This is a genomic window from Anaerovorax odorimutans (assembly GCF_024459955.1).
Lineage (GTDB): Bacteria > Bacillota > Clostridia > Peptostreptococcales > Anaerovoracaceae > Hominibacterium > Hominibacterium odorimutans_A.
The window spans coordinates 21,509-34,742 of record NZ_JANFXK010000021.1 but is presented as its reverse complement, the minus strand read 5'-3'; the positions used below and the strand labels follow the sequence as shown (position 1 = coordinate 34,742).

Sequence of the window (13,234 nt, the reverse complement as noted above, 5' to 3'; positions counted from 1 at the left end):
AAATTATACTATATTGGGAGTAAAAATTCCAGTACTTTTTTTGCAGTCAGCGGAAAAAGATAGTATAATAAAACGAGTTTATTCCGCAGGGCAGGCTCTGCGGAAACGATAAAATTTTAGAAAGGATCTGTGTCCCGCCATCCTTCGGCCGGGCACTGTACAAAGAGAATTATGATTTATTTAAAAAACGATTACAGCCTGGGAGCTCACCCGCAGATCATGCAGGCGCTCTCCGACACCAATATGATCCATACCACAGGATATGGGGAAGATCCCTTCTGTGAGGAAGCCCGCCGGCTGCTGAAAAAACAACTGGCGGCTGATGAGGCGGACATCCACTTTCTGATGGGCGGAACTCAGACCAATCTGACAGCTATGGCGGCCTTTCTGCGGCCTCACCACGCCATCATTGCCGCTGACAGCGCCCATATCTGTGTCCACGAGACCGGAGCCATCGAAGCAACCGGCCATAAAGTCATTGCCTGCCCTTCTCCCGATGGGAAGCTGCTGCCTCAGCAGATCGAGGATGCTGTCCTGGTTCATAAGGATGAGCACATGGTAAAACCCAAACTGGTGTACATTTCCAACACCACGGAAGTGGGCACGGTCTATGACAGGGACGAACTGCAGGCACTGCGGAGCGTGTGCGACAAATACGGCCTGTATCTGTACCTGGACGGCGCCAGACTGGGCTGCGCCCTCACCGCTCCCGACATTCAGCTCACACTGGCTGATCTGGCCCGTCTTACCGATGCCTTCTATATCGGGGGCACGAAGAACGGCGTTTTGTTCGGAGAAGCGCTGGCGATCCTCAATCCTGAACTGAAAGAAGATTTTCGTTATCATATCAAGCAGCGCGGCGGCATGATGGCCAAGGGTCGTCTTTTGGGAATTCAGTTCCGTGAATTGTTTAAAGACGGGCTCTATTTTGATCTTGCCCGCCATGCCAATGAGATGGCCCAAATTCTGAAAAACGGCATTATCGGCGGTGGATATGAATTTTTCGTCGATTCTCCCACAAACCAGATCTTCCCGATTCTGCCCAATATGGTCGCCGATCATCTCCGGGAGCTGGTTTCCTTTGAGGATTGGCAGCCCTATGGGGACCGTGCGACAGTAATCCGTCTGGTCACCTCCTGGGGAACCACCGAGGATGAGATCATGGAGTTTTTACGCCATCTGTAACCTCCGCCGGCCTGCGGCAGGCAGTTTCCCAGGAGGAACAGGAATCTCCTCACGCTCCTTTTGCCGTCAGTTCCGTTTTTTGTTCCTCTATTGTAACGTCGTTTCCGGCATGCCAGCCGCAGAAAGCCAGAAAAAGAATCATCCCTGCAAAGATCATGATGGGAATGGACCAGCTCTGCGTAACGTCATAGATGATTCCCAGCAGAATCGGCCCAACCGCCGCGAACAGATAGCCGGCGGATTGGGACATGCCGGAAAGCTCCGAGGCTTTGGCTCCGTTGGGGCTTCTCAGCGAAATGAACGCGATAGACAGACTTATGCTGCCTCCCATTCCCAGTGCCATCAGCAGGACTGCCGGCACCATCACGACCTGCGACCGGCCCAATAAAAACAGAAGCATCCCGCTTATGTACAAAAAGCAGGTGATGAAAACCAGTCCTCTCTGGTTTTTAAGCTTATCGCACAGCGTCGGTATAATTAAGGTGGCCGGAAGGGCGGTTAGCTGGAAGGCCAGCGCCATGGTTCCCGCAAAAGCGCCTGACATTCCTTTGAAAACGATGATTGTCGGCAGCCATGCTACCAGGGAGTAAAAAATCAGCGACTGCGTTCCCATAAAGAGGGTTACCCACCAGGCAACAGGTGATTTCCAGACGGATCCGGAGAATTTCTCTTTCACCCCTCCATCCGTTGTCTTCACCGCCGGGCGGGCGCCTGCTTTTATCTGGGGAAACCACAGGATCAAAGTTACCACTGCCAGCAGGGACCAAAACGCCAGGGAATTCTTCCATCCCAGCTTCAGACCATCCGCCAGCGGTATGCTGGCACCGGCACCGATTGCGGCAAAGGTACACATGCAGGTGGTGTAGATACTCGTCATGCGTCCTACGGCCTGCGGAAATTTCAGCTTTATTATGCTGGGAATCAATACGTTTCCAATGGCGATTCCAACTCCCAGAAAAGCGGTTCCTAAAAACAGGCCGACCCCGTTGGTATAGGAACGGATCAGCTCCCCCGCCAAAACCAATATCAGGCCGGCGAACATCGTTTTCCCGTATCCGAATCTGCGGGATACTCCGGCGACAAAGGGCGAAACGGCGGCAAAGGCCAGCAGCGGCAGCGTCGTGATAAATCCCGCCATACCGCTTGTCAAAGCGTATTCCGACTGAATTCGGTCCACAAGGGAGCCGACCGCGGTGATTGGCGCCCGAAGGTTGAACGAGAGGAATACAATGCCCAAAATAATCAGTATTTTTTCTTTTCTAGTCATAGGTTCTCCTTATAAGTTTATTATCTCTGATACAATTTCTTTTGCCGTCCGGCTTTCTTTATCCCGAATCGCATAAAAAAGCCGGCTGTGCAGCTCATCAATGTACTCCTGATTGTCCTTGTGAGCAGCCAGGTTTTCCGCGATGAATTCATTGAAATACTGGGAAACATATTTGTATAAATGGATCAGCAGGCTATTGTGCGTAGCAAGGGCAATCGCCAGGTGAAAAGCCACGTCCGCTTCCGTATGCTCCCGCACCGTATTTACAGCAGCATTCCTTTGAAGCAGACATTTCTCCATGTATGTCAGGTCCTTTTCTTCTGCGTTTAAAGCAGCGGATGACACGATATATTCCTCCAAAAGGTTCCGAACCTCCCGAACCTCCTCTCTCTCTGTTTTGCCCATCAGCCCATAGAAGTCCACCTGCAGGCGGTCTTTGGCCACCACATAGGTTCCGTCTCCCTGCCGCGCTTCGAGAATGCCCGCATGGATCAAAGCCTGCACCGATTCCCGCACCGTGTTCCGGCTGACGCCGAAAGCCTGGATCAGCTCCGGCTCCGGCGGAATCCGGTCCCCCACTTTGTATTCCCCACAGCGGATCTTTTCTTCAATTTCATCTGCGATTTGTTTTGTAAACGAATATTTTACGGGTTTCATTTCTAAACCTCCAATCATCCGATGTTTAATGTTGAAAAAATATGTTGCTGCTTATTTTAACATAAATTAAGATCTAAATTCAATAAATAAATTTTTTATCAATCAGGTCCTCCAGGCGGCGTTGCCTGCCCGGAGGGCTGAAATCATCGAAACACCAGCACAAAAGCCATGCCTTCCGCTTCCTTGCGGGCAAAAATCTCGCCGTCCATTTTCCGCATGATTTCCCGGCATATGTAAAGCCCCAGTCCGCTGCCCTGGATTCCCTCGCTTCCCGCGCCGCGGAAAAAGCTTTCAAAGATATGGTTGAAGTCGTTATCCGTCACCGGGGTTCCCGTGTTGAAAATGCGGATCAGCTGACAGTAATCCTCCTCGGAGAAAGATATTTCGATCCTTCTTCCGTCCCCGTACTTAAAGGCGTTTTCAAATATATTTTCAAACACCTCGGCTGCCCGCTGCAAATCGCCCTTCAGCAGACGATCCTCAAAACTCCCCACCTCAAGATCTACCATGCGAATACGGCATTTTTCCTCATAGGTGGCAAGCACCTGTTCCATCAGCCGGGAAAGATAAAACTCTCCCGGTTCCACCTGAATATCGAGTATATCTTCCCGGGAGTTTTTCATGATTTCTTCCACAAAGCGCTCTATTTCCTCCGCCTTCTGCCCGATCTGGCGCGCCGCGCGGATCTTCTGACTTTCCTCTTCATAAAGATTTTCTTCCAGAGCTTTGCCGTAGAGTTTGATGGTGCTGAGCGGCGTTTTGATGTCGTGGGACAGGGAAAGAAGCATTTTTTTCTTTTCCTTTTCCAGATCCAGTCTCCGTTTTCTGTTTACCTCCAACGTATCCTTCAGCTGCCCAAGCCCCCAAAGGAAATGGCCGAAAAAGCGATTTTTCTCTTCTTTTACAATCCCCCTGAGGTGTCCCTGCGCCATCTCATATGGCAGCTCACTCACTTGCCGGAAAGGCCGGATCAGCTGATATTTCAGGTACAGGAGGACTATCAGCAGAAAAAGCTCCATAAGACCCAGGCATACCTGGGTCAGCACCAGCACAAAATGCGAGTCAAATTCAGGCTCCAGATATTCAAATCTGAGATATCCTTTGAGTTTTCCGGCCTCAAATACCGGCCTTATCTCTATCCGCAGCTTGCCGTCTTCCTCAAAAAAAGCCAGATGTTTTTCCTGCGGCTGCATGTCATCGGCTGACAGCCACCGCACATTGCGCACGTATTTATAAGAACGCAAATCTCGCTCATCCGGCAAATGCCCGTCGGACAAACGATCATAGATGCGGTTTATTTCTACTTTGTAAACCCGGTCTTTCTCCTGAGCCGTGTTTTGGATTCCATACCAGGCAGCCAAAGCTGCCAGAACATACAGCAGGATGGAGGCCGCGATCAGCAGGTTATATTTCTTCATATCGGTATCCTACTCCCCAGACCGTTTGAATCCGCTTCGGCTCCCTGGGATTGTCTTCGATTTTGCTGCGGAGCATTTTCACATGCACGGTCAAGGTTTGGTTCTCACTGAAGCTGTCGCTGCCCCATATGCGTGCGAACAGAAATTCCTTGCGCAGCGTTTTGCCTGCATTCTGAATAAACAGCAGAAGCAGCTCATATTCTTTTACGTTTAAGTCTATGATCCTGTCTTTCAGCCGCACGCAGCGAGCCTCCCGGTCAACGGTAATGTCTCCCGATACCAGAACTTCCTCTTTTCGCTGCGCTCCGTAAGCCCTCTGCATCAGTGCTTTTATCTTGGCTGTAAGAATTTCCGCATCCACCGGTTTTTCCATATAGTCATCCGCGCCCAACTCATATCCGCTCAGCTTATCGGCACGGTCGGATCTGGCGCTCATAATCAATATGGGAATATCCCGCTGTTCCCGCACGGCGCGGCAGACAGCAAAACCGTCCATCTCCGGCAGCATGATATCCAAAAGCAGCAGTTTGACAGAATGACGGCGGAGATATTCCACAGCCTCCCTGCCGGATGTCACATGCAGGACGGTATACCCGTCCCGCAGTAAGAAAGTCTGTATCAAAGCGGCCAGCTCTTCATTGTCCTCCACCAGCAAAATATCTTTCATAAATTACCATCCCAGTTTAATCAGCCAATCGTTCAGGCGTCTTTCTCTTACCCGGATATCCTGCGTGTCGGCCCATTTCCCCAGCGCGATCTCATCCCGGATATTACCGTCCTCAATATACAACACCCGCTCACATTTTGCGGCAACCTTCATGTCGTGGGTCACCAGCAGAATACTGGTACCCTCTTCATTGATGCGGTTCAGCTCATCCATCACCTCGATGGAATTCTGTTTGTTGAGAGCGCCGGTAGGTTCATCAGCAAAAATGATCTTTGGCTTGTTAATCAGGCTGCGGCAGATGCACGCCCGCTGCAGCTGTCCGCCGGACACCTCCGTAATATCATTTTCGGCGATCTCACTGATTCCCAGCTTTTGCATCAGGATCTTTGCCCTGTCGTTGGCAGCCTTTCTTCCGGCTTTACTCTTTCCCTCGGGGGACTGATAAGCCGGTAAAATTATATTATCATACACGGTGAGATTTTTCAGCATATACATCTGCTGAAAGACAAATCCCATCTCTCTGAGGCGCAGATCGCTCATTTCGTTGGCATTCAGAGAGGTAAGCTCTCTGCCGAAAAAATCCACTCTGCCGGCTGTGGCCTCGTCCATTCCGCTGACCGTATAGAGGAGCGTCGTTTTTCCCGAGCCGGAAGGCCCCATAATTGCCGCCATTTCGCCCTCTTCGATGGACAGTGTCACATTTCGCAGCACATTGTTCTGCCGTTTATTAATAATATAGGTCTTACATAAATTGGATACGTTTAAAGTTCCCATGTTTTCCCCTCCTATTCCAGGTTATTGAGTTCACGGATATTAATTTTCTTTATACTGAAAGCTGCCAAAATCGTTGCGGCAATAATCCCTGCCAGCAGAATCCCGGGATAGATCCCGTAGACCTGCCGCGGAACTACCTGAACCTCCACATCAGCGCCCATGAGGGCAAAGATCGGCTTAATCATATATTGGTTACTGAGCAGTGAAAGCGGGATTGCCGCCGCCATGGAAACCAGAGCTACGAAAACCATGCGCAGCACCTGCCACAAACGAATGGTTCGATTTTTGTACCCCATGCTCTTCATCATAGCGATTTCTCCTTTTTCCCTCACAATGAACAGCCGTTCCATCAGGAACGTAATCAGCATGATGACGGCGCAGAGCAGGCCGGTCATCGGTATCAGCATCCCCTGTATGGTCTGCTGGATTCCTCCCACGTTCCGGTCGACTACTTCCTGTGCGTTTGACCACTCATAATCAGGAAAATCCTTTGCCAGATCTTTTAACAACACCTCCTGCGAGGTCTTGGTATCAATATCCACCAGCACTTCCCAGTAGTCAAACATAGGGGCCTTGCTGCAATCAAGCTTCGGATTCATGCGTGCGCTCTTCCCCAGCTGCATATAGTCGGAATAGGTTCCGGTAATGATAAATGTCTTTTTTTCGCCTCCAATGGTGGATACCACAGAATCACCGATCTTCCATCCCTTCTCTTCCAGAATCTGTTCGGAAAAGGCGATTTCATTTTCCAGCACAGGGGCCGTGCCTTTTTTGTACTCCTGATATTGATTGTTGGGGCCCAAAATCTGAATGGTCATTATATTGTTTTTATCCTTTTCTCCCGGCTGATTGTATGTGAAAAAGTAGAGAACGATACCGGTAAGCTCAGCGTTATATCCTTTTTCCTTCAGCTCCCGGCTGACTCTGTCCATATCCCGTTCAAATGCCTTGCCGGACTTATAGGTTTCCGACCCGTTTTTTTCTATCTTTCTCACATAGACGGAGCTGTCCGGGTCCAGGCAAAACTGCTGGGCCATTTCCCTGCTCTGCATGGTATTGACTGTATTTAGGGGCAGGGTAATTAAAATAAAACTGATACAGAAGGTAATCATCAGGACTAAATACCTCTTTGGGTGGCTGAAAATATCATTCATTCCCAGGAATGCCGCCACCGGCATTCTGCTCCTGCGGCAGAGGCTGATCCCTTTTCTTCTGCCATAGCGCCTGCCCGTCTGTCCGCCGTGAATCGCTGTAATGGCGGATACCTTATTCAGCTTTCGCATGCAGCCATAGGAAAAAAGCATAACCACAAGGATAATGGCCAGCGTGCAGATCAAATTGGCCCATAGGTTAGCGCTGCTATCCTCCATAATCATATTCTCACTGACGCCCGCGATCATGGTTTTACTGACCGGCACGCTGATCGCCAGACCCAGCAGGGACCCGGCCGTTACCAGGGCCAGATATTTTGCCAGATAAATCTTTTTAATAGCGAAGTTTTTCAGCCCCACTGCTTTCATAATCCCGATTTCCCGGTAATCCTCTTCAATGGTAAAAACCAGGGTAAACCGCAGAACCAGCAAAGCGATCAGAATCAGGCAGATTCCAATAAGGATCAAAAGCGCTGCCACGATCATGTCAAAGGAATAAGTCATTTTATAAGTATCCCTTGTTATGGAAGTTCCCATTGAGGCAAATCCCTGATTGTTCAGCGCCCGGCTGAACTTGGCGGAATCCCTGGTATTGACGTAGTACATTCCGATCAGGTCTGATTTGCTGTCCTCTGCGAACAGAGAGTAATCAGCACGGCTTACCACCAGCCGCTTCATTCCCGTCATTTCGTTGCCAAAAGCCGCATCCTTGACCGCCAGTTTTACGGTAAATTCTTTTTTTGTATTTCCCGAACGGATGCTCAGCCGATCTCCCGGTTTTATATGGTTCCTGTCCATGGTCGCCTGATTCATAGCCAGCTCCCCCGGCTGCAGAGAAAATTCTTTGCCGTCTTTATCGAAAACTTTGCAGTATTCCGTGTCCTTTGCTCCCAGATATATGGTGGCCCCGTTTCCATCAAAATCCGAATCTTTTCCGGTTTTTTTAATGGTGATCCCTTTTTCCGGCAAAGCAATGATTGTATCATAGCCGTAGGAATCCACATCCTCGGCCTCATCCCCCAGCCAGTGATCGATCTCCTCCTTCTCCTCCGTTCCCGATGTGATAACACTGACCTCAGGAATATTCGCGTAATCCAGATAATAATTTTCCGCCGATGCTACCACCAGAATGTTATTGACGCTGCTGGCAAGAAAAACAGCCGCAATGGTGATGAACAAAAAGAGAATGGCATTGACGCTCTTTCTCCGTTTCATATCTTTTTTCAGTATTCGCCCTATCATGATGATTCGTCCTTTCCTGTTTTGTAAGGCCAGTATAGCGGAACAATTATTAAAAAATCCTTAAATGCGGTTTCTTTTTCAGAAACCGCACCTGATGCCGGATAACAGAAAAAAGAGCCGTGCGCAAACGGTCTTTTTTCTCCTCTGCGAAACAGCTCTTTGTTCATTCTATTGATGATCCGATTTAGCTCTCCCTTTCGTTTTCACCCTGTCCACTGTGGCGATAATGATGGCTGCGCCGGCCGCTGTGGCAATGGTGCTGACGAAGGTAAGCGTTTTAGCGCCGCTGATATCAATGATGATTCCGCCGACCAGACTGGAAAAAACCGTTGTGATCGTCACCATAGTGGTGAACAGCGCCTGACCTTTGACCGCCTCGCCCCTCCGCATGGCTTCATTGATAAAGTGGACCATCGCAGGGAGAAAGAGCGCGAAGGCAACCAGCTGAAAGAACTGGGCGATGAAGATCATTGTTACGGATGTTGCCATATAGCAGATGGCGATCTTGACGGTAAACCCTATGGAAGCCGCTTTCAGCATGGCCTGGCAGGAAAATTTTCTCCTCAGCAGATCGAAACAGACCATAGTGGGAATTTCCAGAAACGCCATCACGGACAGAATCCTGCCCATATCTTCACTGTTTCCACCCACAGCGGAAACAATCTGCATCATATAATTATTGAGAATGGAGTTGCTGAAATACAGGCCAATGACACCGACGTTCATGAAAAAGAAAAACTTGTTTCTTTTGATAAAGCGAAGCAGATTGATTTCCTCTTCATCATTTCGATCTGCCCCGGCTTTTGGGATCCCAGCGCTGTCTTTTTTCAACCTTTTTGCTTGATCAAAGGAGCGTTTTGTCAGCAGCAGGCTGACCATCATCATCACTAAAATGATTTCCCCGGTAATCGGCAGCACCGTAACGCCATGTTTTTCCACCAGAGTACCCAGCACCGCCACAAGGGCCGAATAGGCCAGCGAACCCATGCTTCTGGCCACCCCGAAATTGATATGGACGCCGCATTCTTCCAGCTTAAAGGTCAGTGAATTGAGCAGCGGATGCAGCACCGTATGCCAGGCGATGAGCAATACAAACACGATACAGAGGGACAGAGTTTTTCCCTGAAAGGAAAACATTCCTACCGTCACAATCATCATCATAATGGTCATAATCTGAGTGATTCCTATGAGGGATATCCGTTTTACCCGGTCTGCCAGATCCGCGGCAATGGGCTGCAGCACAACCGCCAGTACATTGGCGACAGCCAGAGTTGCCCCGATCTCCCAATTGGAGTATCCCCTGGCCAGCAAAAACACCGAAGCAAAGCTGCTGGCAATTCCGTAAAACATCCAGTATGTCCCGTGGATACAGGCATATTCAATATTCAGCAATTTTTTCATGTATCGCTTAAATCCTCCGCTTTAAACAGTATTTTATCCTTTCATCCCTGACCCCATGGCAGCAGGTTTTCAATTGTGATACCTGCTGCCCACCATCTGCCTATTGCTCTTCATCTTTTGGCAGCCTGCGGAAAAAACGCACAACAAAGGGCAGGGCTATAAAGAATGCGGCTATATCAGCTGCTGTCTGTGCGATTTCCACTCCGGTCAGGCCCATCAAAGCCGGCAGAATCAAAATCGCCGGGAAAAAGAGCAGGCCGCTGCGCAGGGCTGCCAGGAAGCTGGCGATGCCGCTCTTTCCGATGCTCTGGAATAGCATATTGGCGCATATGGACAGGGGCTGGAAAAACAGCGCAATCATCTGTGCCAGCAGAGCAAAGGTCCCTATGGCAATTACTTCCGGGTCATCCCGGAAAAAGCCCACCAATTGAGGCGACAGAAGAATTCCGATCACTGCTGCGCATCCGAGACTTATTTCACCTGCTCCCCAGGTAAAGAAAAAGGCTTTCCGCACCCGGGAGTACTGTTTCGCCCCGTAATTAAATGCCGATACTGGCTGGAACCCCTGACCGATTCCCAGGCCAACGGAAAAAATCAGGAAACAGATCCGATTGACGATAGCCATCGCCGCCACTGCGGCATCTCCATAAATGCCTGCCTGTCCGTTCAAAAGCATGGCGGCAACGCTGGATAATCCCTGCCGGATCAGACTTGGAAATCCGGTTTTTACAATAGCGGCCACATCCCCACGGTCCCTGGAGAAGAAGCGCAGAGACAGCCTGCTGGACGTCCTTCCGGTAAGAAACATACTGAGGAGAATAGAAAAGCTGATCAGCTGGGAAACAGCCGTCGCAATGCCTGCGCCTTCCACTCCCAGTCCGCACTTCATAATTAAAATCCAATCTCCGAAAATATTTAGAATCCCGCCCGTTGTCAGTCCGATCATTGCCAGAGCCGCTTTCCCTTCATAGCGCAGAATGTTGTTCATTACAAAGCTGCTGACCATCAGCGGTGAAGCGATTAAAATGAAAATCCCATACATCCTGGCATAAGGAAGGATCGTATCCGTGCTCCCCAGCAGTCTCATCAGCGGCGTCAAAAAAATCAGCCCCAGGACTGCCAGGGCAATGCCTGCTGCCAGAGCACTGAAAAAGCTGGTAGAAGCAATCCGCGTCGCGCTCTCCTGATTCTTTTCCCCCAGCTTTCTTGAGATAATGCTGCCGGCTCCGTGCCCGAACATAAAGCCGATGGCCTGGATAATAGCCATCAGTCCAAAAACGACACCCACCGCCCCGCTGGCACTGGTTCCCAGTTTGCTTACAAAATATGTATCCGCCATATTATACAAATTTGTCACCAGCATGCTCACTGTGGTGGGTATACCCAGCATAATCACCAGCTTGGGGACAGGCGTCTCCGTCATTTTTCTGTATTCACTCGATAGCTCGCTTTTCAATTTAACTCCGCCTTCTTCCTTATCTGATCTGATTTGACTTGACCTGACCTGATTTGGCCTGCAACCTGCTCTGATCTATTTGGCCTGATCCAGCTTGATCTGTTCTAATTTGACCTGGCCTGATCTGCGACCAGAATGCGTCTTTGGGGACAATGGTCGCGGAATTTGCCGGCAAAATTGGAGTTTGGTCGCAAACTCAAAGCCATTTTCTTCTCTGCTTTCTGCCGCATCCGGGCCGCCTTCTGCCAGTTTCTCCAGGTTCGCCAATTGGGCCAGTTCTGCCAATTGGGCCAGTTCTGCCAGTTCTGCCAGCCTCACAATCCCGTCAGCCCGAGCCAGAAGGAACGTCTATCCGCTTTCGCATTGTAATGCGCTAAATCGTTTCCGGATCTTTTATCAAAGAAAAGAGATAAAAGCGGACCTTTTTTCAACGTTTCTTACCCTTGTTGGTCAATTTCCAGTGGAAATTTCCAAGAAATAAACTCATAAAACCCGCAAACCCACAGATTTTGTCCGCTCAGGTCCAGTTTCAAAGCAAAAAGCGCCGGGTCGCCGGGCTGACTCCTGGCCATCTTTCCGGATCGTCATTGCAAAACAGGGATGAATATCAAAATTATATTGCTTTCTTGTGCCTATTGATATTTGGGCATGACAGATGAGAAAATTTGTGCTGCCGCTTGTTTCGAGGGACCGCAGAATCGTTGAAAACGTGCGTGGCTTTTCGCTAAAATCGGCATCTGGTTATCAAATCACATTCCGATATAGTATATCATATTTCCATACCTTATGACTACCACCGATCAAACCGCACTGGCATCTGCTGACGAGTGGTCCCTGAGCAGGTTGAACGGTTTGCTGCCGCAAATCGGTTCGCCGCAAAGAGCATTCCGTACTTCAATATAGCAAAAAAAATTATACGATTTCCTTCCTTACAGCACTGCTGCATTTAACCGAAGGAAATCGTATAATATTATGTTCAGCACTTGCGGGAGCAGCGCCTGAACACGCAAGAATTTTGTTTTAAAAACGCCCCTGCGCTACCGGGTGAAGATACCGGTAATCGCTCTGTACGGGCACTGGTGCTTATCAAGCAGTTCTTCTAAGAATACTGGATCTATTCTTTGCGGATTCTTCTTTTTCGTAAATACGATCTCGTCTAAAAGGAGCATCAGATTATATTGTACATTAAAATCCAGAAGAGTCGTTTTTGCTTCCAGAGCCGTCAGTTTGTGGCTGGTGAAGTTGGGGATATTGATGAGCTCCCCCTTGCGGGCGGTCATCGGCTCGCGTCCCTGAACTTCCACCCTGACGCTTCCCTGCGTCACAGCAAAGAGCTCATGGCCCACATAATGGCCAAAATCCACTGACATCTGTTCATCCAGTTCAAACTCCCAGATCTCTTTTTTACCGGCCAGCTCCCACTTTGGATATTTCAGCCTGCACTGAATCCCCGAAAAGCTGTAGGTCTTGTAGCACATTCCTCTGCCGCTGAATCCAGGAAGCTTTTCTGCGTTTACCTCCGTAACTCCTTCTATCGGAAATTCGGGATAGGACACCTGCCCCTTCCGTTTTTCATACTGCTCCCGAAACGTTTGATCTTCGTATTTTTCAGGACAGTTTTCAAAGATTCGGTCCAGAGACCAGACCCTGTCCCACAGGAACATGCCGTTCATCACTTCCCACCATACGGTCTGCTGGCCGTACTCAAATCCGTGGGGCATGGCAGGCGGAATCAGCAGCATGTCTCCGGGCCTGACCTTAGCCCGATAGCCGCCCAGCACCGCCGTCAGTTCACCCTCCTGCACATAGAACAATTCATACCCTTTATCATGAGTGTGCAGCGGGATTTTCGTTCCCTGATAAGCGATATAGTCATTCATTTCATTATTGCCGCTGATATGCACATTCTGTACAAAGCTGTGCGCGCTTTCTTCTCTGCCGGAGATCGCACTCAGCGCATGCCTGGAATCCTTTGTATCAATAATTATTCTTTCCGTATTCATGTTGACCTCTTTT

General features: G+C 49.4%; 11 protein-coding genes. 1 reads left to right on the top strand and 10 read right to left on the bottom strand.

Annotated elements, in window-relative coordinates:
* The first annotated feature begins 171 nt into the window (after window positions 1–171).
* Window positions 172–1,185, top strand: a complete 1,014-nt coding sequence (locus NE619_RS15400; RefSeq protein WP_256133349.1) for a threonine aldolase family protein — start codon at window positions 172–174, stop codon at window positions 1,183–1,185.
* A gap of 49 nt (window positions 1,186–1,234) precedes the next feature.
* On the opposite strand, the gene NE619_RS15395 is transcribed toward NE619_RS15400, so the two are convergent.
* The 10 genes from NE619_RS15395 to NE619_RS15350 all read right to left on the bottom strand — a co-directional run bounded on the left by NE619_RS15395 (window position 1,235) and on the right by NE619_RS15350 (window position 13,221).
* Window positions 1,235–2,452, bottom strand: coding sequence for a CynX/NimT family MFS transporter (locus tag NE619_RS15395; protein ID WP_256133348.1), 1,218 nt, complete (start codon window positions 2,450–2,452; stop codon window positions 1,235–1,237).
* Window positions 2,453–2,461: 9 nt separating this feature from the next.
* Entirely contained in the window at window positions 2,462–3,109 is a 648-nt protein-coding gene (locus tag NE619_RS15390; RefSeq protein ID WP_256133347.1) for a FadR/GntR family transcriptional regulator, read from the bottom strand.
* 143 nt (window positions 3,110–3,252) lie between these two features.
* The gene (locus NE619_RS15385; RefSeq protein WP_256133346.1) at window positions 3,253–4,527 is read right to left on the bottom strand and encodes a sensor histidine kinase; all 1,275 of its coding nucleotides are present in this window, start codon (window positions 4,525–4,527) and stop codon (window positions 3,253–3,255) included.
* Window positions 4,514–5,194, bottom strand: a complete 681-nt coding sequence (locus NE619_RS15380) for a response regulator transcription factor (RefSeq protein WP_256133345.1) — start codon at window positions 5,192–5,194, stop codon at window positions 4,514–4,516. Before NE619_RS15380 ends, NE619_RS15385 begins: the two co-directional genes overlap by 14 nt.
* Before the next feature lie 3 nt (window positions 5,195–5,197).
* Complete coding sequence (locus NE619_RS15375) at window positions 5,198–5,968, bottom strand: ABC transporter ATP-binding protein (protein WP_256133344.1); 771 nt, start codon at window positions 5,966–5,968, stop codon at window positions 5,198–5,200.
* An 11-nt stretch (window positions 5,969–5,979) separates the two neighbouring features.
* The gene (locus NE619_RS15370; RefSeq protein ID WP_256133343.1) at window positions 5,980–8,361 is read right to left on the bottom strand and encodes an ABC transporter permease; all 2,382 of its coding nucleotides are present in this window, start codon (window positions 8,359–8,361) and stop codon (window positions 5,980–5,982) included.
* Window positions 8,362–8,529: 168 nt separating this feature from the next.
* Window positions 8,530–9,762 (bottom strand): MFS transporter, encoded by a 1,233-nt coding sequence (locus tag NE619_RS15365; protein WP_256133342.1) that lies wholly within the window; start codon window positions 9,760–9,762, stop codon window positions 8,530–8,532.
* 100 nt (window positions 9,763–9,862) lie between these two features.
* On the bottom strand, window positions 9,863–11,218 hold the full coding sequence (locus tag NE619_RS15360) for an MATE family efflux transporter (RefSeq protein ID WP_330640799.1): 1,356 nt from the start codon (window positions 11,216–11,218) through the stop codon (window positions 9,863–9,865).
* Between the two features lie 75 nt (window positions 11,219–11,293).
* Window positions 11,294–11,536: a hypothetical protein gene (locus NE619_RS15355; protein ID WP_256133341.1), complete on the bottom strand. Its 243-nt coding sequence runs from the start codon at window positions 11,534–11,536 to the stop codon at window positions 11,294–11,296.
* Window positions 11,537–12,255: 719 nt separating this feature from the next.
* Window positions 12,256–13,221 (bottom strand): cupin domain-containing protein, encoded by a 966-nt coding sequence (locus NE619_RS15350; protein ID WP_256133340.1) that lies wholly within the window; start codon window positions 13,219–13,221, stop codon window positions 12,256–12,258.
* Window positions 13,222–13,234 lie beyond the last annotated feature (13 nt).

Excerpts from the sequence above, each read along its gene's own strand:
- NE619_RS15365 (WP_256133342.1), bottom strand. The coding sequence starts at position 9,762 with ATGAAAAAATTGCTGAATATTGAATATGCCTGTATCCACGGGACATAC.
- NE619_RS15380 (WP_256133345.1), bottom strand. The coding sequence starts at position 5,194 with ATGAAAGATATTTTGCTGGTGGAGGACAATGAAGAGCTGGCCGCTTTG.
- NE619_RS15350 (WP_256133340.1), bottom strand. The coding sequence starts at position 13,221 with ATGAATACGGAAAGAATAATTATTGATACAAAGGATTCCAGGCATGCG.
- NE619_RS15390 (WP_256133347.1), bottom strand. The coding sequence starts at position 3,109 with ATGAAACCCGTAAAATATTCGTTTACAAAACAAATCGCAGATGAAATT.
- NE619_RS15400 (WP_256133349.1), top strand. The coding sequence starts at position 172 with ATGATTTATTTAAAAAACGATTACAGCCTGGGAGCTCACCCGCAGATC.
- NE619_RS15370 (WP_256133343.1), bottom strand. The coding sequence starts at position 8,361 with ATGATAGGGCGAATACTGAAAAAAGATATGAAACGGAGAAAGAGCGTC.
- NE619_RS15385 (WP_256133346.1), bottom strand. The coding sequence starts at position 4,527 with ATGAAGAAATATAACCTGCTGATCGCGGCCTCCATCCTGCTGTATGTT.
- NE619_RS15395 (WP_256133348.1), bottom strand. The coding sequence starts at position 2,452 with ATGACTAGAAAAGAAAAAATACTGATTATTTTGGGCATTGTATTCCTC.
- NE619_RS15375 (WP_256133344.1), bottom strand. The coding sequence starts at position 5,968 with ATGGGAACTTTAAACGTATCCAATTTATGTAAGACCTATATTATTAAT.